The organism is Nitrospira sp. (assembly GCA_037045225.1).
Classification (GTDB): Bacteria; Nitrospirota; Nitrospiria; order Nitrospirales; family Nitrospiraceae; genus Nitrospira_A.
In genome coordinates this window covers 3016529-3036176 of sequence record JBAOHZ010000009.1, presented here as the reverse complement: position 1 = coordinate 3036176, position 19648 = coordinate 3016529, and the positions used below count along the sequence as shown (strand labels likewise).

Here is a 19648-nt window from a genome sequence, read left to right as displayed (position 1 = left end):
TCGTTCGCTGGCCGGGCGTTACCGATCACCAGCGAGCGGCGGCATATTAATACCGACTCGCTCCAACCCCATAATGACCGTCAAGGCCGCGGGTGAGTGCTGCACGATTTCCTTCTGCACTTCGATGCGCCGCAGATCGACAAATTCCGGCGCCGTCAGTCCCAGCGATTCACGATACGCGCGATCCGCGATCCCTCGCTGCTTCTCGGCTTTTTCACGTGCCTCTTCCGCCTTCTGAAACTCAACCATCGTAATCTTTCGCTGCTCCTGCACAATCGTTTGCGTCGTCTGTTCGACCACACCCTTCGGCGGCAGAATACTGCCGACAACGACTCGATTCAGCCTGATCGGCATATTTTGCTTATCGATCAGCTTGGTCTGCACTTCACGCGCAATGGCGTCCTGCAGCTTTGTCCGGGTCGTCGGATCGGTCGTCAGCTGAAACAGCGGGTACTTCTGCACTTCCTCCCGCACGAATGTACGGAAGGCTTCCTTTACATTGTTTTGATACCAATTGGTGCCGTAGCGGCCGACGATCTCCGGAGAGCGACCTTCAACCACATTGGCGATCATAAACGCATCGAAGGATACCGGAGCATTTTCCGCTGAAATGATGTCGAAATGCTCCGAGTACTGTAACGGCCGGACGTCGACTTCAATGACCTTCGTCGTGGGCGCAACCCAAACCCGTCCGGTCTTGGAGGGCGCAGCGTCCACACCACCATGGCCGAAGAAGAATGGTTGCTCGACCAGAACGCCTTCATGGCCGGCTTCGATCGCCACACAACCTGACGTCACCAGCAATAGCCCTACAGTCCCCAACATGGACCAGGCTCCGTATTTCATAGGGTCCTCCTGTGAAAAGGTCTGAGCAGCGGGGGCACCGCACGACACCCTGCGAGTGTCGACGCTCCCATGATGCCATGTTGATACCTTACGAACCGTACGGAGACGTTGTCAAATAATGACACACTGAACGGGACTTGGTGAGAAGGGAGGACAAGCCGGACGGGTGAGGACGGCAGGAGTCGAATTAATAGATCCCTGCCTCCCGCTGCAGCCATCGCACATATCGAATGATGTGTTCCACGTCCCCAGACGTCACACCCTCAATCTTCGGCATATTACCGAACTCCCAATGGTGAGCACGGACGCCGTTTTCTGCCGCCCGCTGGAACGCCAGATCGGCATGATGATTCGGTTCGTAGATCTTATGGACCAGCGGCGGCCCCTGTTTGGTCCCGACCCCGCGCACTCCGTGGCAGGCGGCACAATTGGCAGCGAATTTCGCCTCGCCGACCTGCATATCCGCCGGTGTCGCGCCGCCAGCCGGCTTGGCCGCATCTTGGTTCGTCGCATTGGACTCGCACGCCGCCAGGGCTGCCACCATCACCGCAAGCCCGATTCCCATCATCCAGACCTTCATCTGAATACTCCTGACTTTGATTGGCTTCATCGCGGAGGCTCAGAAGGCGGGGGTGTCGTCTGAGTGGCCTGCGATTGTTTCAGCTGATCCCGAAGCAATTGTGTCGTCCGATTCAGGGTCAACCGGCGATAGACTCGTGCGCCGATCGGCGCAATGATCACCAGGGCGATGATCAGGTACATGAAAAATTCTTCAGGCGTCATAATGTGCTATCTGGTGATTGGGTGATCTGACACGTCGTCAACATCTGTACTGCGCATCAATCGATCCGTGCGTCGACAGATTTCCTCGACTTCACGGCTAGAGTATCGCATAGGGGACCGGATCCACAACTCCCGCCAGGCGAAAGCCTTCGCGTCGAATCCGGCAACTGTCGCACCGACCGCAGGCCACGCCATCAACACCGGGATCATAACAACTATGCGTGAGTCCCAAGGGGGCTCGGAGGGCCAGCCCGCGGCGCACGATATCGGCTTTGGACAGCATCAACAAGGGAGCACGCACCTCGACCGCACGGCCTTCACTCCCCATCTTGGTTCCAAGCCGGGCAACCGATTCAAATGCTCGAATAAAATCGGGACGACAATCGGGATAGCCCGAGTAGTCCAACACATTCGCCCCGAAATAAATCGTGTACGCCCCAAGCGTTTCAGCATAGGCCAGAGCCAAGGAGAGGAAGATGGTGTTGCGGGCCGGTACATAGGTGACGGGGATCTCGCCGGATCGTTCCTCGTGAGTGCGGTCTTTGGGCACACTGACGTCGCCCGTCAGAGCGGAGCCGCCGAATACTCTCAGATCCAGATCCAACACGACATGATGGATCGCACCCAACGCCGTGGCGACGGCCTTCGCCCGCGCGACTTCAACCTGATGGCGCTGGCCGTAAGCGATGGTCAGGCAGGCAATCCGATACCCATCCTGCTTGGCAACGGCAGCCGTGACGGTAGAATCTAATCCACCGCTCAGCAACACCACGGCCGTCGGATCGACGTGAGTCATAGGAGACAGGACAAGACCGCGTAGAGGCCCGACACGAGGAGACGGGAAGACGGGTCACACGGATGAGGCTCGACACACACCGATGGGGGCAAACACAGTGGACGCAACCGGCTCCTGCGAGCTAGTCGCGATCCTCTTCTTTCTCGATCTTTTCGAGCAGTTCTTGACGAGATTGGCATTGAACGCACAGCTTGGCGAACGGCACGGCCTCCAGCCGCTTCTCACTGACCTCAATACCACATTCAGCGCAAATCCCGTAGGTGCCTTCGCTGAGTCGGGTTAGCGCTTCATCAATCGCTTGCCGTTTGCGGTTCCGCATCTCCATCAACGAAATGCCGAGCTCGCGATCCAAGTCCATGAGGGCTTGATCCCCCACGTCTCGGGCTGACTCCAGACGACGCTGCTGATCTTCCGTCAGGGATTGACCGAGGTTGCCCTCGATCTCACGTATGATTTCCTGGCGCTTGCTCAGCAGCATGCGCTGCAAGACTTCGCGCCGGCGTTGACGCTCTTCTCGTTCCTTGGGTGTTTCCTTCAACGTGAGTGCTGCCACCACACGCGCGGCCACACTATCTTCGTCTTTTTCAGTCATAGCTGTAACCGGAGCCGGGCGCTCTTTTTTCATGGGTTTCTCGGGAGCAGGATCTTTAGCTTTTGTCGCGGCTGTCTTTTTTTTCGCGTGGACTTTCGTCGCCATAGAGTCTCATGCCCTTTCGTGATGAGTGCAAGGCGAAAAAGTTTGGGTGGTATATCACGCTACAAATCGTTTGACAAGTACCTGACTCCCCAAGATCTTGGGGACCTACGGATAGATGATCATGGAATGCACGTCATACCCTGCCAGCCGGTCACGTCCATTCAGACCTTTCAGCTCAATCAGGAAGTCCAGCCCCGCAATCTCGCCGCCGAGTTCGCGAACCAAATCGATGGTGGCGGCGGCGGTACCGCCTGTGGCCAGCAGATCGTCCACTATCAACACGCGCTCTCCCGGTGACACGGCATCCCGATGAATCGCGAGCGCGCTGGACCCGTATTCAAGGTTGTATTCGACTTCATAAATATCGGCCGGCAATTTCCCTGGCTTGCGCACCGGAACAAACCCAGCGCCGAGGCGAGCGGCCAACGTCCCGCCCATGATGAACCCTCGCGATTCGATCCCGATGATCTTCGCGATGCGCTGTCCCTCATAACGGGCGGCGAGCTCGTCCGCGATGGAGCGGAACGCCTGGGCATCTTTGAGGAGGGTCGTAATGTCGTAGAAGAGGATACCGGGCTTAGGAAAGTCGGGAACTTCTCGAATGAGAGCTTTGTAATTCATACGTGCCGTCGAATCGGGACGTCCTCATAAGAGATCCGCCCGCTTCATGGTTTTCCGTTCAATGATACCGCGAAGCCTGGCCAATGCCGCCGACTCAATTTGGCGAACCCGCTCACGGGTGAGCCCCATCTCCTGGCCGATCTCTTCTAACGTCCGCGACTCGGCCCCGTCAAGCCCAAATCGTGCCAAGATGACGGTGCGTTCCTTTTCGGGCAGCTCTTTCACCCAGGCCATAAGTTCGGCCCGTCGCATCACGCCTTCGGTCGTTTCCGCCGGCGTCAGGCAGAGCGGATCTTCGATCACATCGCGCAGAAAGGTATCCTGACGGTCACTGATCGGGCTGTCCAGCGAGCACGTGGTACGGACCAGTTGTTTCAGATCATCGACTTCGGCCACGCTGGTTTTCAGCTTGGCGGCGACTTCGTCGGCCATCGGTTCCCGTCCCAGCTCATGGACCAGGTGCTCTACCTTGCCCAGGTACCGGTTCAACCGTTCGACGACATGGACCGGCAACCGGACAAGCTTTCCCTGATTGATGATGGCCCGTTCGATAAACTGGCGAATCCACCAGGACGCGTAGGTACTGAAGCGGAACCCTCGCTTGTAATTGAACTTCTCGACCGCTTTGATCAGGCCAAGATTACCTTCTTCAACGATATCTGCAAAGGGAAACCCCCGGTTCATGTACCGCTTACCGATACTGATCACCAGGCGAAGATTCGCCTCGATCATCTCCTGGCGCGCCGCTTCGTCGCCCGCCATGACTCGCTTGCCCAATGCCTGTTCCTGTTTAAAATTCAGCAGGGTCGACTTGCGCACCTCGCGCAGATAACTCTTGATCGTGTCGAGGCCCTCGGCCCGCCCGGATTCCGCAGGACGATTGTCCGCACCGGACTCTTCGGCTTCGGCGTGACTCCCCGACTCCGCATCCTCGTCCTCATCCCCGCGCGCCGCGCGCGGCCGGCGAGTCGAGACGGGTGAATTCACCGCGCTGTTCTGTCCCGCTGCTGCACGTCGAGCCATAATTCCGTTACCTACCGCTTAATCGTAAAGTCCTGATATCGACCCGTGGCGCGACTCCATTCCACCTGCACCTGCGTCACGCGCGATCCGACAGGGCCCTTCTTGAGATCCAGGAGAAATTCCTCAAGGGCGCCCCGGCTCCCTTCCGCATCCACCGCCACCTGCCCACTATCGAGATTCTCGACGTTGCCGGTCAGTCCATGCGAGAGTGCCTCGCGACACGTGAAGGCCCGATACCCAACACCCTGCACGCGCCCACTGACAAGAACTCTTGCGCGCACTGATTCGCCGATCTCGGGCATCGTCTCGCAGACCTCCCACTAGCCGATCGCCGCGCAGCGTGAGTACCGCGCCTAGCATAGAATACTCTCACAGCTCCCAGAGAGCGTCACGCGATTTGCAAGTTTACGCGGCATCATCAGGCTCATGCTCTTATCTTATCGGCAGGTACGTAACGAAGCATGAGCGTGCGTACTGAGAGCCATGCCGATATGTGACAGGAACAGAACCGTCAGACTAGAAATGAACGCCGACCGGTGGAGACTGAGGAGTGATGTGCATACTTGTCCCGAGCAAGGACACAATCTAAGGCAAGCAACTGTGTGTGACGTGCAATTGGGAGAACCCCATACCCCCGCACGAAGTGCGGTTTGGTCGGGGCGAGAGGATTTGAACCTCCGACCCCTGCGTCCCGAACGCAGTGCGCTACCGGGCTGCGCTACGCCCCGACCGGGCAGAACCGAAAACGGGAAGCCGGATTGTCTTACATCACGGGGGTAAAACGCAAGCCATGTGCATCGGCCACACCTTGGCACGTAATTTTGCCGTTCATGACGTTCACGCCCTTAGCAAGACCGGGATCTGATCGAATCGCGTTCTCCGCCCCGGCAGAGGCAAGCCGGACGACATATGGGAGCGTCGCGTTGGTCAACGCGCGTGTGGAGGTATGGGGCACGATGCCGGGCATGTTCGTGACGCAGTAATGCACGACACCGTCCACCACGTAAATCGGATCCGAATGCGTGGTCGGTCTTGTTGTTTCACAGCAACCGCCCTGATCAACCGCGACATCGACAATCACAGCGCCCGGCGTCATCTTCGCCACAAGCCCGCGCGAAACGACCTTCGGCGCGCGCGCGCCGGGAACCAACACCGCTCCAATCACTAAATCCGCCTCGACGACGGCGCGTTCGATGGCCGACTCCGTGGCCGCACACGTCACAATACGTCCGCCATAGAGATCGTCAAGCACACGTAACCGGTCAAGATCCAAGTTGACCACCGTCACCTGCGCACCCATCCCGACGGCAATTCTGACGGCTGAGGTTCCCACGACGCCAGCCCCTAAGACGGTGACCCGTCCCGGGGGCACCCCCGGAACGCCGGCCAACAAAAGCCCCCGGCCTCCTTGCAAAGTCCCCAGATAATGCGCCCCGACCTGCACGGCCAGTCGTCCGGCAATCTCGCTCATCGGTCGTAACATCGGCAGACTGTGATCGTGAGCCTCGACGGTCTCATACGCAATGGCCGTGATATTGGCCGCCATCAACGCTTTGGTCAGGTCCGGCAAAGACGCCAAGTGTAAATAGGTAAACAGCACCTGCCCCGGACGGAACAGCGTACATTCAGACAACTGCGGCTCCTTCACCTTTACGATGAGCTCTGCCTGTTGAAACACCTCGGCTTTGGAACCGGCCACCTGGGCGCCTGCCTGACGGTAGGCTTCGTCAGAGAACCCGCTCCCCTGTCCGGCAGAAGGCTCCACCACAACCTGATGCCCGGCCTGCCGTAACAGGCGGGCACCGTCAGGCGTCACACTCACCCGATATTCGTAGTCCTTAACTTCCTTCGGAACCCCGATGATCATAACCGCCTCCTTGCACCCTGCACCGCTTCGCCCTCATATTACGCATTATACATGGCTGAGCGTGATCATCGTCAGGAGCCTACGCACCTTGCTACGAGAAAGATCAGTGCGGTAAGATTCGCCCACCATCGACGACTGCCGTTAAGAGGAGCACCTCCCGCATGAATGCCGGATCCTGTAATGCCTGCAGCGCCACAGGCGCAGCATTAATGAAGTTCTCATTGGGTAAAGATTTCTTCGGACGGTCGTATGACCGGCTGTCGCCGGCGTCCGATCAAAGTCCCAAGTGGTATTGTGAGCCCTGCTCGATGATGAAGAATTTGCAGCGTGATTTCCGTGACATCCGCACGGAGTTTGACAAGCTGGCCAAGGGACAGGCCTCTGCCTTGTCGGAGCCTGACGCCAAACAACGGGCACAGTTGCGTCTCCGTGAAATTGACGCCATTGCAGGTACCCAGGCCGCCGGATCCTCGCTCCTGAACTCGACGGACGTGAAGCAATTGATCGAGCAATTTCACGCCCGTGTGTAACCTCGCACGACACACCTGGCCACGAGGGAATCGCTAGCATGACCGGCTATCAACGACACATTTTTGTATGCACCAACAAGCGCGAGCCAGACGATCCACGCGGCAGTTGCTCAAAACTCGGCTCCGACGCGCTCCACGCCTGCTTCAAACAGGAGGCGAAACGACTCAACTTAAAGGGCATCGTCCGTGCCAATAAGGCCGGCTGTCTCGATTATTGCGCACAAGGGCCGAGTGTCGTGGTCTACCCTGAGGGAATCTGGTATCGCGTCACATCCGAGACCGACGTGAAGGAAATCATGGAGCGGCACATCGTCAAGGGGGAGGTCGTTGAACGACTCCTGATGCCCGATCAGTCCCCGCGGCCCCTCCTCTCCCCGTTGAAAGCCTGAACCCATTATCCCCTGCTACTCTCGCGAGATCGCTATGCCAGCCGACGACAAATGGAAGGCCAACATGGAAAAGGTGGCCTACATGAAGGCCTTCCCGGGCCTGCTCCGTCAGTGGGAGCACCTCGTGGGGAAAACCATTGAAGCAATCACCCCCCTCAAGAGCAAGGCCGGCGCAGCCGCGCTGTTCTGCACAGACGGATCCTTCGTGGTGCTTCCGCCTCTGACGACGGAGCCGTACGAATTGGGGGAGGCCCTGCAGGCAGGCCGCGGCTACCTCGCAGCCAAACATCCGGAGGCCTACGCCGGGTACGATCAACTGCTCAAGAAGGATCAAGAGGCGCAACGCACCGCCCGCCTCGAAAATATCTTGGGGGCGATTCGCAACAATATGGAACAGATTCCAGAGTTGAAAGACCGGATCAAAGACCTGGTCAAGGAGTGGAAGTGAGCAGCCTCCCGCAAAAAAACATGTTCGAGATTTTCTCGCAAGGTCTCTTCGAAGGAGTAAAACCCATGCTGGTTATTCGCGATCACCTGGTCCGCCATCCCGACCGTTGCACCCACCAAGCCATTTGCGTCCCTATCTGCCCGACCAGCGCCTGGCTCTCTACGCCGCCCTACAAGTTCGATCCCTCGCGCTGCCTGGAAAGCTGCCGGTTGTGCCTCGACGCCTGCCCATCACAAGCGATCTATGCCGTGTTCAAGAAGGGCGAGAAATTGCTTGAGCCGCAGAAGAAGTAAGAGGGGGTCACGGTCGACGAACAGCGCAGGGCCTCGGCGACACTTCACGCGTTGCATCTCACCAGCTGGCTAAGTGTTCTTCTCCTTCCACGCAGACTCCTATGAGACGCTGTCCTTCGACAGCAAGTCTAGACAACCTGCTTCCGCAGGCGTCCCCAGTAGGCCGTCCCGACATAGCCGCACGCGCCGGTGCCGGTGGTGAGTGCCATCACACGATAGACGACCGAGCGCGGCACTTTGACATTGACCGCCGGGTCGAGGAGATCGGGCGCAGAGGCCACACGTTTGAGCGTTTCCCCGGCCAATAGGATCGGCCACATACAAGCCAAGCGTTGGCGGATTTCCAGGCGCGGAATGGCCATGGTGTATATCCAGCCCTGATCCAAGTGTTCCATGGCCATTTTAATCAGGCGCATCAGAACCGGCCTGAATCTGGGAAGGCTGTCCGGCTCGAGCAAATCAGCCGGCGTCAGGCCCACCTCTCGAAGTAGCGGCTCCGGGACATAACAGCGGCCATGATGAAGATCCCGGGCAATATCCTTCACGATATTCGTGAGCTGCAATCCCTTACCGAATCGCACGCCGATGGCTGACATCTGCGTGACATCCCACCGCGCCATCGACGGACAATGCGCGCAGACCATCCGGGTCCAAAATTCTCCGACACAACCGGCGACGTAGTAGGTGTACTGGTCCAATTCGGCCAGCGCTTGAAAAGCCGTCAGCTCCTGCGCCGACTCGCCGCGAAAATACGCAAGATCCATGGCCATCCCATCCGGCAAGACCCCCATCAACCATCGAATGCGGTCTTGATCGGCGGAATCGAACCCGTCATACAGCGACAAACAATCTTCCAACCGCTGCAACAAGACACGTTCCGCGGAGTCCGCTTGATGCGGCACCAGTGCAGCTTGGATCGCCTGCACCTCGTGTCGGGCGACCGCGCCGGCGGTGAACTGGGCTCGAAACTGATTGAGATAACTGAGTCGCTGCTCGCGGCTGATCAGATTGGTATCCGCAATCGTGTCGGCGGCACGCGCGAAGAGATAGGCCAAGCCCATCTGGTCGCGTACCGTCGCCGGTAACACATTGAGGGTCAGATAAAACGACCGGGAAACCTGCTTGAGGATACCGTGGAGGAGTTCGTGTCTTGCGGAGTCGATAGCCGTGGAGCAACCTTCTTATCTAACTTCCAGCACGCCTTCCATGCCCTTTTCCTGATGGCTGGGGAAGAACAGCAATTTCTTGTCGCAATAAAAGCGGTAGCGACCAGGCTTCGTCACGGTAAACTGCACCGTGACCGTGCGTCCAGATGACACATCACGTTCTATAGACAGCCCCGCCGCCTCGTCCTTGAGGAGAAAATTATGCGGAGTAATGGTCGTGATGCTGGTCAAAATGAGTTCGACGGGTTTTCCTGCCTGGACGATCACATGGTGCGGCGTATAGGAGTAGCTGTCGAGAATAATCGTGGCCCGTTGAATACCGTCCAGTTGATCGATCGGGACCTGGTGCGGCGGTACCTGCGGTGCCTGGTCGGCCCCGATGCCAAGCGCCGGACTCCCAACGAACCCAAGGGCCAAGGCCCAGGCCATACTCAGCCGTCGCACACCGTCGCCGTTCCTCATACGCATGGGTTCTAGCAGAAGGCGCCGGAGTCGGTCAACCGAGCAGGCAACTTGACTGGAAGGGAACCTGGTATTATCTCTGAACATCGAGACGCGATAGCCCCCTTTGCCCAGGGGTCCAACAATCGGCTCGAGATCCGGTATACTAACACCCAAGGTTCATTCCTCTCTGTGGAACAAGCGCGCGAGGAGAACGGGCCGCCAAGGAGGAAAGATATGAAGTCGTTGAAGGGTATCGGGCTGCTTCTCATTTCGAACATTCTCATTTATCTGACCCTGTCGATTACCGTCAGAGTGTTGGTGAACGTTGTGCTGCCGGCCTTCGGCATCGATGTCCGAGGAGCCTTCAGTCAGGAACTGCTCGTCTGGTCACTCGTCATCGGTTTTGGTGGCGCATTCATTAGTTTGCTCTTTTCCAAACAGATGGCCCGCGCCATGTTGGATTGTGTGCAGATTACACAGCCCCGCACAGGCGCCGAACAGGTGATTTACGGCTCCGTGCAAGAGATTGCGCAACGCCTCCATATCACCATGCCAGAAGTCTGGGTGTATGAATCGCCGGACCCCAACGCGTTTGCCACGGGCCCGAGCAAGAATAACGCGATGGTCGCCGTATCGACCGGGCTGCTGGCCAATCTGCGGGAAGACGAGGTGAAGGCCGTGCTCGCCCATGAGATGGGGCATGTCTTCAACGGCGACATGTTTTCTACAACGGTGCTCGCGGGCTTGATGAACACCTTCGTCCACTACATCAGCAACTTTGTCTACCAAACGGTCGCCCAGCCCCAGGGCGGCGATCGAGAAGAGGGCCAGAGCGGCAGCCCGATCCTGGGCTTCGTGGTCTACATCTTCTTGCAGGTGGTCCTGTCCGTACTGGCCATGATAGTCGTCAGCTGGCATTCCCGCCACCGGGAATATGCCGCCGATGCCTTCTCCGCGAAGGTCTACGGAAAAGAGTCGATGATCAAGGCCTTGCAGGCCATCGATCGCTGGGTGAACCGGGCCCATTTCGAATATTCGACGCAAGATACCCTGGCCACGATGAAGATTTCAGGCAACACCTCAGGCTTTTTACACTTGCTCGCAACCCACCCTCCGATTGAGGAGCGGGTGGCGGCACTGGAACGCCTCTAAACAAGGAGCCTTCATATGCCGACCTATCGACCGACCTGTTCCTGGGAAATGCTGGTCCTCGGGCTCGCAGTGGGTCTCGGGCTTGGTGCCATTGAAGCAGGTATTGGTTCGGTCGATGCGGCGGAACAAGGAGCAACACGCATGGCAGCGAAAGCCTCGACGGTCTATGACTTTACGCTGAACGATATCGACGGCAAACCCGTTTCGTTGAGCCAATACAAGGGCAAGGTCATCATGCTGGTCAATACGGCCAGCTTCTGCGGCAACACGCCGCAATACTCCGACCTTGAGAAAATGTACGAGACCTATAAAGATCAGGGGTTCGAGATCCTGGCGTTCCCGGCCAATAACTTCGGCCAGCAGGAGCCTGGGACCAACGAAGAAATCAAGGGATTCTGCCTGACCAAGTACAGTGTCGGCTTCCCGCTCTTCAGCAAGATCAGCGTCAAGGGCAATGACAAACACCCGCTCTACCGCTATCTCACCGAACAGGGCCCGTTCCCCGGTGAAGTGGAATGGAACTTTCAGAAATATCTCGTCGATCGCTCGGGCAACGTCGTCGCTCGTTACCATCATCGAACCAAACCGGTGGCCGACGAAGTCGTGAAAGATGTGGAGCGGTTCCTGGCGAAGCAGTAAGACCGGTCAGCTCTTCTTCACAAAACTGACATGCGTGCGATACTCTTGGATGGCCGCCCCTAGCGCGGCCTTCCCAAGAGGGATATTGGCCTCCAATGCATCCTCCACAGCCTGATCATCGATGATCACCTCATACTTATCCTGAAGATTGGTTCGAACCGCGGTGCCGTCCTTGAACGTGCGCGGCATATAGATTTCCGTCCACACTTCCTTCTCAACCAGACACACATCGCAAAAACGCTCATACAAGAGCGCCAACTTCTCCACGTCAGTCTCTTTCATGTACCTGCTCCCGGGTAAGACGCCAGCACCGCGCGCTCAAAAGGCGGTGAGTGAAGGTAGACCAAGCGGCGGGGAATATTCAACGGGCCGGGGAATCGGAAGGCGCAGATGGGGATGGCTGGTCGGTCACGACAAATCGCATGGTCCCGACCTGATTTACCGCGTGAAACGGTTGCTGCCCCAACGAGGTGATATAAATCTTGACCAGATACGTTCCTTGCGGCCATAGCTCCGATGGTTTCTTCAACTCCAGGAAACCATACCGTTCGTGGCCCGGCACTTCCAGACTATCGGTCACGACGGCACGATCACCGGTTTTGCCGTCTGCGCCCACGGGAAACACCTGGGCTGCAAACTGCGCCGGATCTTCGAGTGGAGCCACCTCAAAAACGATATAGACGGCCGGAGTATCCGGCGAGAACAGCGTAGTTCCCGGAGCGATGGGCTTCAAGCGGGGATCCTGCGTATACCAGCCCTTTCTCCCAAATGTGTCCCACTCCACTTCATAGCCGCGCGCCATCTTGATCCAGGTGAAGAGCGATTGAGGGACCCCTTTCTGCTGGACATCCATCGAAGGCGCTTCCATCGGCTCGAACTCCGTGGTCACCTGCTCCTTCGGAACCATCAAATCCCGTCCCTCCACGACCGCAACGGAGAATCCCACTCCTGCCATCACACCAACCATGAGAGCCAGACGGCAGACGCCCCACCGTCCGTTCATTCCCCTGACTGATTGACCGCATGCAGCTGAGATCGGGAGATCCATAGGATTATCGTACTCACTGTGGAGAAGGGGGTCAACCGGCCTGCAGGGATTCACTCTCAACCTCGGCCATGTTGAATGGCTCTGATATAATCCGGACAACCATCACCTATCATAGTGCTCAACCTACTTCCGTCGCTATCCACAATCTCATGAACCAACCAGTCCCTCAGCAGCAGGCCTCTCTCCCCCTCCATCACCTTGAGCCTTCAGGCGATCATGGTCAGCCTTCCGATCGAAATCCCAAGGCTGAGAGCCGCCGATACGGTCTTCGCGATGCTGCCTATCAGGCCGCCTCACAGGGCGGCGGGGAAAATTATTTTTCGGCGCTGGCCCTGTTTCTCCATGCCTCTCCGTTTCACATCGGCATCCTGTCCGCGCTCCCCCAATTGGTCGGCGTGGTGGCGCAGCTCCTGTCGGTGAAACTGCTCCACTATCTCCGCATGCCCGCACAACTCCTGATCGGCGGCGGCTGGGCACAGGCCCTCTGTTGGCTACCGATCCTCTCGCTCCCCCTGCTGATGCCAGAACATGGCCCTTGGCTCTTAATCGCCTGTGCCATACTGTACTTTGCCTGTGGACATGCCACGGCCCCGGTGTGGAATAGCCTGCTGGTCGACGTCGTTGAGACAAGCAGCCGGGGCGCCTACTTTGCCCAGCGAGCCCGCGTGACCGCGTTGACGAGTTTTGTGGCCCTTGGGATTGCCGGAATGGTCCTGACGCTGGGCCAGAAATGGGAACTCAGCTGGATCGGGTTCCTTATCATTTTTCTGGGCGCGGCAGCCGCGCGAGTGGGAGCGACTCGCTGCCAGACCAGAATCGCTGAATTAGTACCGGCACATCAGATCGACGCCCCGCACGGATTCCGGCACTTCCTGGTCAAGAGCGCCACACCGGATTTCCGGCACTTCCTGCTGTTCTCCGGACTCATGCATTTCGCAGTGCTGATTTCAGGACCGTTCTTTGTCGTCTACCTGTTGCGAGATCTGCATTGGTCATATTTGCAATACGCCGGCTGGATGGCCAGCAGTATCTCGGCGCAATTCCTCACCCTCGCGCCATGGGGGCAGATCGGCGATCGATACGGCAACAAGACCCTGCTCATGGTCACAGGTCTGGCGGTCCCGCTCCTACCGATGGGCTACCTGTTGAGTGAACACTATCTGTTTCTGTTGACGGTGAACTTTTTCGGCGGGGTGATTTGGGCGGGACTGTCGCTCGGCCTCCAAAACTATGTCTTCGACTCGCTCCGTTCGCAGGAGCGCACACGAGGCCTCGCCCTAGCCAATGCTACAAACGCGATCGGCTGGGGCATCGGGGCGTTGACCGGCAGCTGGCTGGCCACCATCCTCCCGGCCCAGGTCTCGCTCGGGTCCTGGGTCCTGATCCCGGCATCCAACCTGCCGTTCCTGTTCTGCCTCTCCGGGGCGTTGCGATTATTGATTGCCCTGAGCCTTCTGAGAACATTCGGCGAACCACGCGAGATCGGAACGCCGCCACAACGGCATCTGATGTGGGAGCTGCCGCTGGTGAAACCGCTGGTGGCACTGCTCCCCTGGAGAAATTCTCGCGTGGCGCCATAACGGGTCACACCCGGATACCGGGTTCGGCTACATCCCGGCCGGCTTATGCTCCCCTTCTTCCTGCTTCAGTTTATCGAAACCGCGATCCGCATTGCCCTTCACCTGCTCCAGCGACGGTTGGGCCATCGGTTTGGGTTTCTCACTCGCACAGCCGGTCACGAGCCCCCCCGCGGCAAGCAATCCTCCCAATAGTCCGATCACGCGAATTCCTACACCCACGCTACCGTTCTTGAACTCCATGCCGCGCCCCCTTTTTCGATAGGTCTATCGATCGGCCACCACCCTGATGAGGCATTATGGGATAGTGCCGTGCCGCGCTCAACATGAAAACGCCGCCGTGGCGGACACGTTGACTGCCTCCGGCAAAGGCGTTATCCTCCGCGATACACACCGACGCCTCCCGAAAGGAACCCGATGTCGCTACACGATCGCTTAACCGAAGATCTCAAATCAGCGATGAAGTCGAGAGACCAGCTACGCATGGACGTCATCCGCATGATCAAAGCTGCCGTGCAATACAAGGAAGTCGAGCTGAAACAAGACCTGGACGATGCCGGGATGAGCCGAATCATGACGACGCTCATCAAGCAACGCAAGGAAGCCGCCGAGCAATTCGAAAAGGGCAACCGGCAGGACCTGGCCACTAAAGAACGGCAGGAGATCAGCATCATCGAGGGATATCTCCCCGCCGCCCTCTCCCCAGAGGAACTCGCCCGAATCGTCGATGCCGCAGTGAAGGAATCGGGGGCATCCTCGCTCAAAGACATGGGACAGGTGATGAAAGCCGTGATGGCCCGCCTAGCCGGCCAATCAGTCGACGGCAAAGTCGTCAGCGACCTGGTCAAAGCCGCCCTTCAGCGTTAGGCAACCGACCTCGCTCCCAGGACACTTAATCTCTTCCTCGATTCTGCCGATACTGCCTCAGACGGATAGCATCAGACCGATGCCATCCTGGGCATGTGCCTTTTGGACCATGCCCGATCGGCAGGTACTGAGCCTGCTCACGCACTACGAACCAAACGAGGCGCGGCATGGGCATCTTGATCGTCGACGACTCCCCGGACCAACAGCTGCTCTTACGGGCCATTCTGACAAAAGCCGGCTATCAAGACCTCCTCTTTGCGGACTCGGCCACGGCCGCCTACACCCACCTGGGCATCGAGCCCCCCAGGCCGAACGACACAAGCCCGTCGATTGACTTGATCCTGATGGACTTTCTGATGCCGGGTATCGACGGCGTCGCCGCAACGCAACAGATCAAGAGCCTGGAGCACTTACGGGATATCCCGGTGATCGTCGTCACGGCGAAGACCGCCCTGGGAGATCTGCAGGCGGCCTTCTCAGCCGGCGCGATGGACTTCATTACAAAACCGGTCAACAGTGTGGAACTGCTCGCCCGGGTGAATTCCGCACTGATGCTCAAAAAAGAAATGGATTGCAGAAAAACCCGCGAATTGGAGCTTCGTCGGAGCAATACCGAACTCCAGCAAGCGCTGCGGGAAGTGAAGGTACTGAAAGGCCTGGTACCGATCTGTGCCTCCTGCAAAAAAATCCGGAACGATCAGGGGTTCTGGCAACAATTGGAAGAGTATATCCAGCAACATTCGGAAGCCGAATTCAGCCACGGCCTCTGCACCCCCTGCATCAAAAAGCATTACCCTGGTGTTTATCCAGACTAGCTGCTAGCATCGCCCTACGACACACTTTCAGGGAGACACTGAACATGGGTATCCTGATCGTCGATGACTCGACGGACGATCGTCTGTTGATCCAATCCATCCTCGCCAATGCCGGTTATGAAGAAACCTTTGTTGCGGAATCCGCCGCGGCCGCGTTTCGTTTGCTGGGGCTCGACGGCATGCGGCAAATGACCGGGCGGGTGGATTTGATCCTCATGGATATCGTCATGCCGTCGACCAATGGGATTGAGGCCTGCCGGCAGATCAAAGCCATCGAACGATATCGCGATACCCCGATCATCATGGTCACGGTGAAAACAGATCCGGTCGATCTCCAACTGGCCTTTGCCGCCGGCGCCATCGACTACGTCGCCAAACCCATCAGCAAGATCGAGCTCCTGACCCGCGTCCGGTGTGTGCTCCGCCTCGTTCATGAAATCGAACGACGCCGCGCACGCGAGCAGGAACTCCTGGAAGTCATGCGTCAACTGCAGGAAGCCAACCAGATGTTGTTGCGACTCTCCTGCCTCGATGGCCTCACTGGGATCACCAATCGACGCCAGTTCGATGACTTTCTAGACCAGGAATGGCGCCGAGCCGCACGCGAATCGACCCCGCTGTCGCTCATCATGTTGGATATCGACTATTTCAAGACCTACAACGACGGCCATGGGCACCAGGCCGGTGATGAATGTCTCCGCCAAGTCGCACAGCTCATCTCCAGCCACGTCAATCGTCCCGGCGACTTGGTCGCCCGGTACGGCGGTGACGAATTCGTCATCGTACTGCCAGGCACCACGGTCGACGGCGCGGCGCAGGTGGCCGATACGCTCAGGCGCAAGGTCTGCGAAGCGGAGCTGAAACATCCGAACGGCGATCCCGTCACCATCAGTCTGGGCTTTGCGTGCACCGTCCCCAGTCGGGTGGCCGCCGCGACCGATCTCATCCGGGCCGCCGACCAGGCGCTGTACCAAGCGAAGCAAGAAGGGCGCAATCGCACCAAACAAGCCGGAGTCCTGACACTCGTGCACCACACGCATAAAGATTAACGCCCTCTCGCTGTCGCGACGCTCGTGTGAGCCATGCGCGATACAGAATGGGCTGGCTGGACTGAAGACGACCGGACCACGACATGGCGAAACGCATCGCGCCCACCAGACGCACCACCACCACACCCAGTCGTACTCCCCGCACCTCGTCCCGACCGCCCACCGCGCTGCAGCGTGAGCAGGCCGCGCGGAAGCGGGCCGAGCGGGCACTCCAACGCATTTCCAAAGAGCTCCAACGCCGCGTCGAAGAGCTGCAACGCGCCAAAGACGCCGCCGATGTGGCTAACCGCGCCAAAAGCGAGTTCCTGGCCAGCATGAGTCATGAGATCCGCACGCCGATGAATGCCATCATCGGAATGGCCGACCTCTTGTGGGAAACCACCCTCACGCCGGAACAACGGAAATATCTCCGGATTTTTCGCCGTGCCGGCGGCAGTCTGTTGAGTCTCATTAACGACATTCTCGACCTGTCGAAAGTCGAATCAGGACGGCTGGACCTGGACTCGATCGACTTCGATCTCTCCGAGCTGATCGACAAAACCAGTGAAATGCTGGCGTTGCGGGCCAACGAGAAAGGCCTCGAACTCGTCTGTCACCTCGCCAACGATGTCCCCTGTCATCTGATCGGCGATCCCAACCGCTTGTACCAAATCCTGCTCAATTTGCTGGGGAATGCGATCAAGTTCACCGAGAAGGGATCGGTGGTCATGACCATCACCAATGATCCCGAGCTCCAGACGCCCGGCGCGATTCGATTCTCGATTACCGATACCGGCATCGGAGTCCCGCACGACAAGATCAAAGCCATCTTCGACACGTTCACCCAAGGGCACAGCGCTATCGCGCGCCAATATGGCGGTACCGGGCTGGGACTGTCGATCTCGCAACAGTTGGCAGTCCTTATGGGCGGGCGGATCTGGGTTGAAAGTACCCTTGGCGAAGGCAGCACGTTCCACTGTGTCGTCCAACTCGGCGTGCAGACAGCCCCGATGCCTTCGAAGGTCTCGGGGACCATGAACTTGGCAGGGCTTCGCTGCCTGGTTGTGGATGACTATCCGACGAATCGGTTGATTCTGCGCGAAACACTCTTCGGGTGGGGCGCCACCGTCGTCGAAGCCGACAGCGGCGAACAAGGCATGGAGGCCCTGGAAGCTGCGCAACAAGCTAACACCCCATTCTCGCTACTCCTGCTGGATTGTCGGATGCCCGGAATGGATGGGTTTGAGGTCATTGAACGAATTCATGCCGATCCCCGACTGAGCAATCTGACGATCATCATGCTGGCCTCCGACCGATGGGCCGACGATATCGCGAAGACCTACGACCTCGGTTTGGGCGGCTACCTGGTCAAGCCCATCCGGCGTTCCGACCTTCAGCAAACGATCAGCATCGCGTTAGGGCGAAGCAAGAGCAGCGTTTCGACGTCCTTTCCCGTCCCAGCTCCGGCAACCACGCCCCAACAGGGACGGTCCTTACGAATTCTGCTGGTGGAAGACTCGCCGGATAATCAGGTACTCATCCAGTCCTATCTCAAGAACACCATCCACCGTGTGGAGGTGGCCGACAACGGACAGATCGGCGTCGCGAAATTTCAAAACGGCCACTATGACCTGATTCTCATGGACATGCAGATGCCGGTGATGGATGGCATCACTGCGACACGGACCATTCGACGGTGGGAACAAGAACAGGGCCTCCCCGCCGTCCAAATTATTGCCTTGACCGCACTGGCGCTCAAAGAAGAATCAGCACGGATCTTCGAAGCCGGATGCAACGCGCATATGACCAAGCCGCTGAAGCGCACGACACTCCTGGAATTGCTTCTGGCCTATGAGAAGACGCGAGCGCAATGACATCTCCTCATCCTGAGCCGAGTCGGGGCAAAATCTGCATCCAAATCGATTCCAACCTGGCCACCATCATTCCCGGATTCCTCGCCAATAAAGAGCGCGACCTTACCACCATCGAATCCTGCCTGAAACAAGGGGACCTTCAGACCATTCGCCTGCTGGGCCATCGCATGAAAGGCGACGGTGGCGGGTATGGCTTCGATCAAATCAGCACGATCGGCGATCAACTTGAACAGGCGGCGATAGCCCACAATCTCTCCGCACTCCACGATCAGCTCGAAGGCTTGAGGGACTTCCTCTCCCGCGTCGAAGTGGTGTACACAGACTGAATTCTGCTCCAGCCTCAGCACCCCCCCCTCATCCAACTGCAGCGTCATCTCCCTCAGTGTGCTCTGGCCCTGAATTCATCAACCGCACGTCGCAACTACCTGCCGGCGCCCATGCCGCCACGCAAAATTCAACGGAGTGCTGCCCAAGGGTGATGAACGAGAACAAGAGGAATGCACGGCAGGGCCTGATTGGAATGAACCACCTGCCAAGGGGACAACGGAACACACGGAGGATGATGTCTTAAAATCGAGCTCTGAGCGGTGTGATGAACTCGGAAGGAACGGCCGCGATGGTGGCAGATCTCACAGGTGAAGTTTGGTGGAGGGCAGGGGAGTTGAACCCCCGACCCCTACGTTGCGAACGTAGTGCTCTCCCAACTGAGCTAGCCCCCCACAACTCCCAGGCGGCATTATACACA

26 protein-coding genes and 2 tRNA genes are annotated in these 19648 nt (G+C 58.2%); 12 read left to right on the top strand and 16 right to left on the bottom strand.

Going from position 1 to position 19648, the window contains the following annotated elements; all coding sequences use genetic code 11:
* Positions 1-18: 18 nt before the first annotated feature.
* From V9G17_15095 to ald, 10 genes are all read right to left on the bottom strand, one after another.
* Positions 19-846, bottom strand: coding sequence for an SPFH domain-containing protein (locus V9G17_15095; protein ID MEI2753926.1), 828 nt, complete (start codon positions 844-846; stop codon positions 19-21).
* A gap of 187 nt (positions 847-1033) precedes the next feature.
* On the bottom strand, positions 1034-1426 hold the full coding sequence (locus tag V9G17_15090) for a cytochrome c (protein MEI2753925.1): 393 nt from the start codon (positions 1424-1426) through the stop codon (positions 1034-1036).
* A 26-nt stretch (positions 1427-1452) separates the two neighbouring features.
* Positions 1453-1629: a hypothetical protein gene (locus V9G17_15085; GenBank protein ID MEI2753924.1), complete on the bottom strand. Its 177-nt coding sequence runs from the start codon at positions 1627-1629 to the stop codon at positions 1453-1455.
* A gap of 97 nt (positions 1630-1726) precedes the next feature.
* Positions 1727-2425 (bottom strand): 7-cyano-7-deazaguanine synthase QueC, encoded by a 699-nt coding sequence (gene queC / locus V9G17_15080; GenBank protein ID MEI2753923.1) that lies wholly within the window; start codon positions 2423-2425, stop codon positions 1727-1729.
* Between the two features lie 121 nt (positions 2426-2546).
* Entirely contained in the window at positions 2547-3122 is a 576-nt protein-coding gene (locus V9G17_15075) for a TraR/DksA family transcriptional regulator (GenBank protein MEI2753922.1), read from the bottom strand.
* 105 nt (positions 3123-3227) lie between these two features.
* On the bottom strand, positions 3228-3743 hold the full coding sequence (locus V9G17_15070) for an adenine phosphoribosyltransferase (protein ID MEI2753921.1): 516 nt from the start codon (positions 3741-3743) through the stop codon (positions 3228-3230).
* 24 nt (positions 3744-3767) lie between these two features.
* Complete coding sequence (locus V9G17_15065) at positions 3768-4766, bottom strand: sigma-70 family RNA polymerase sigma factor (protein ID MEI2753920.1); 999 nt, start codon at positions 4764-4766, stop codon at positions 3768-3770.
* 11 nt (positions 4767-4777) lie between these two features.
* Positions 4778-5068, bottom strand: coding sequence for an acylphosphatase (locus tag V9G17_15060; GenBank protein MEI2753919.1), 291 nt, complete (start codon positions 5066-5068; stop codon positions 4778-4780).
* A gap of 349 nt (positions 5069-5417) precedes the next feature.
* Positions 5418-5494, bottom strand: a tRNA-Pro gene (locus V9G17_15055).
* Between the two features lie 35 nt (positions 5495-5529).
* Positions 5530-6633 (bottom strand): alanine dehydrogenase, encoded by a 1104-nt coding sequence (gene ald / locus V9G17_15050; GenBank protein ID MEI2753918.1) that lies wholly within the window; start codon positions 6631-6633, stop codon positions 5530-5532.
* Between the two features lie 161 nt (positions 6634-6794).
* Here ald and V9G17_15045 point away from each other — a divergent pair, with 161 nt between their 5' ends.
* Genes V9G17_15045 through V9G17_15030 form a run of 4 tightly spaced genes read left to right on the top strand, consistent with a single transcriptional unit; the run spans position 6795 to position 8293 of the window.
* Positions 6795-7163, top strand: coding sequence for a hypothetical protein (locus V9G17_15045; GenBank protein ID MEI2753917.1), 369 nt, complete (start codon positions 6795-6797; stop codon positions 7161-7163).
* Positions 7164-7201: 38 nt separating this feature from the next.
* Positions 7202-7552 carry a (2Fe-2S) ferredoxin domain-containing protein gene (locus V9G17_15040; protein ID MEI2753916.1) on the top strand — a complete coding sequence of 117 codons (351 nt, stop codon included), beginning with the start codon at positions 7202-7204 and terminating at the stop codon, positions 7550-7552.
* 34 nt (positions 7553-7586) lie between these two features.
* Positions 7587-8000 (top strand): hypothetical protein, encoded by a 414-nt coding sequence (locus tag V9G17_15035; GenBank protein MEI2753915.1) that lies wholly within the window; start codon positions 7587-7589, stop codon positions 7998-8000.
* Positions 7997-8293 carry a hypothetical protein gene (locus V9G17_15030; GenBank protein MEI2753914.1) on the top strand — a complete coding sequence of 99 codons (297 nt, stop codon included), beginning with the start codon at positions 7997-7999 and terminating at the stop codon, positions 8291-8293. Before V9G17_15035 ends, V9G17_15030 begins: the two co-directional genes overlap by 4 nt.
* Positions 8294-8421: 128 nt before the next feature.
* On the opposite strand, the gene V9G17_15025 is transcribed toward V9G17_15030, so the two are convergent.
* Both V9G17_15025 and V9G17_15020 read right to left on the bottom strand, forming a co-directional pair.
* Entirely contained in the window at positions 8422-9423 is a 1002-nt protein-coding gene (locus V9G17_15025; protein ID MEI2753913.1) for a phytoene/squalene synthase family protein, read from the bottom strand.
* A 51-nt stretch (positions 9424-9474) separates the two neighbouring features.
* The gene (locus tag V9G17_15020) at positions 9475-9903 is read right to left on the bottom strand and encodes a cupredoxin domain-containing protein (protein MEI2753912.1); all 429 of its coding nucleotides are present in this window, start codon (positions 9901-9903) and stop codon (positions 9475-9477) included.
* Between the two features lie 234 nt (positions 9904-10137).
* Between V9G17_15020 and htpX the strand changes: the two genes are divergently transcribed.
* Both htpX and V9G17_15010 read left to right on the top strand, forming a co-directional pair.
* Entirely contained in the window at positions 10138-11055 is a 918-nt protein-coding gene (gene htpX, locus V9G17_15015) for a protease HtpX (protein ID MEI2753911.1), read from the top strand.
* A gap of 141 nt (positions 11056-11196) precedes the next feature.
* On the top strand, positions 11197-11694 hold the full coding sequence (locus V9G17_15010; protein MEI2753910.1) for a glutathione peroxidase: 498 nt from the start codon (positions 11197-11199) through the stop codon (positions 11692-11694).
* A gap of 6 nt (positions 11695-11700) precedes the next feature.
* Here the strand turns inward: V9G17_15010 and V9G17_15005 are convergent, their stop codons facing one another.
* Complete coding sequence (locus tag V9G17_15005) at positions 11701-11976, bottom strand: hypothetical protein (protein MEI2753909.1); 276 nt, start codon at positions 11974-11976, stop codon at positions 11701-11703.
* 79 nt (positions 11977-12055) lie between these two features.
* On the bottom strand, positions 12056-12697 hold the full coding sequence (locus tag V9G17_15000; GenBank protein ID MEI2753908.1) for a hypothetical protein: 642 nt from the start codon (positions 12695-12697) through the stop codon (positions 12056-12058).
* A gap of 194 nt (positions 12698-12891) precedes the next feature.
* Between V9G17_15000 and V9G17_14995 the strand changes: the two genes are divergently transcribed.
* On the top strand, positions 12892-14322 hold the full coding sequence (locus V9G17_14995; protein MEI2753907.1) for an MFS transporter: 1431 nt from the start codon (positions 12892-12894) through the stop codon (positions 14320-14322).
* Between the two features lie 27 nt (positions 14323-14349).
* Here V9G17_14995 and V9G17_14990 read toward each other — a convergent pair whose 3' ends face one another.
* Entirely contained in the window at positions 14350-14562 is a 213-nt protein-coding gene (locus V9G17_14990; GenBank protein ID MEI2753906.1) for a hypothetical protein, read from the bottom strand.
* Positions 14563-14736: 174 nt separating this feature from the next.
* On the opposite strand from V9G17_14990, the gene V9G17_14985 reads away from it, so the two are divergent.
* From V9G17_14985 to V9G17_14965, 5 genes are all read left to right on the top strand, one after another.
* Positions 14737-15186, top strand: coding sequence for a GatB/YqeY domain-containing protein (locus tag V9G17_14985; GenBank protein MEI2753905.1), 450 nt, complete (start codon positions 14737-14739; stop codon positions 15184-15186).
* A 167-nt stretch (positions 15187-15353) separates the two neighbouring features.
* A complete protein-coding gene (locus tag V9G17_14980; protein ID MEI2753904.1) occupies positions 15354-16001 on the top strand; it encodes a response regulator in 648 nt (215 codons plus the stop codon).
* Between the two features lie 44 nt (positions 16002-16045).
* Positions 16046-17050, top strand: a complete 1005-nt coding sequence (locus tag V9G17_14975) for a diguanylate cyclase (GenBank protein ID MEI2753903.1) — start codon at positions 16046-16048, stop codon at positions 17048-17050.
* Positions 17051-17133: 83 nt separating this feature from the next.
* Complete coding sequence (locus tag V9G17_14970; GenBank protein ID MEI2753902.1) at positions 17134-18903, top strand: response regulator; 1770 nt, start codon at positions 17134-17136, stop codon at positions 18901-18903.
* Positions 18900-19229 carry an Hpt domain-containing protein gene (locus tag V9G17_14965; GenBank protein MEI2753901.1) on the top strand — a complete coding sequence of 110 codons (330 nt, stop codon included), beginning with the start codon at positions 18900-18902 and terminating at the stop codon, positions 19227-19229. Before V9G17_14970 ends, V9G17_14965 begins: the two co-directional genes overlap by 4 nt.
* Positions 19230-19546: 317 nt before the next feature.
* Here V9G17_14965 and V9G17_14960 read toward each other — a convergent pair.
* A tRNA-Ala gene (locus V9G17_14960) sits at positions 19547-19622 on the bottom strand.
* Positions 19623-19648: the final 26 nt, after the last annotated feature.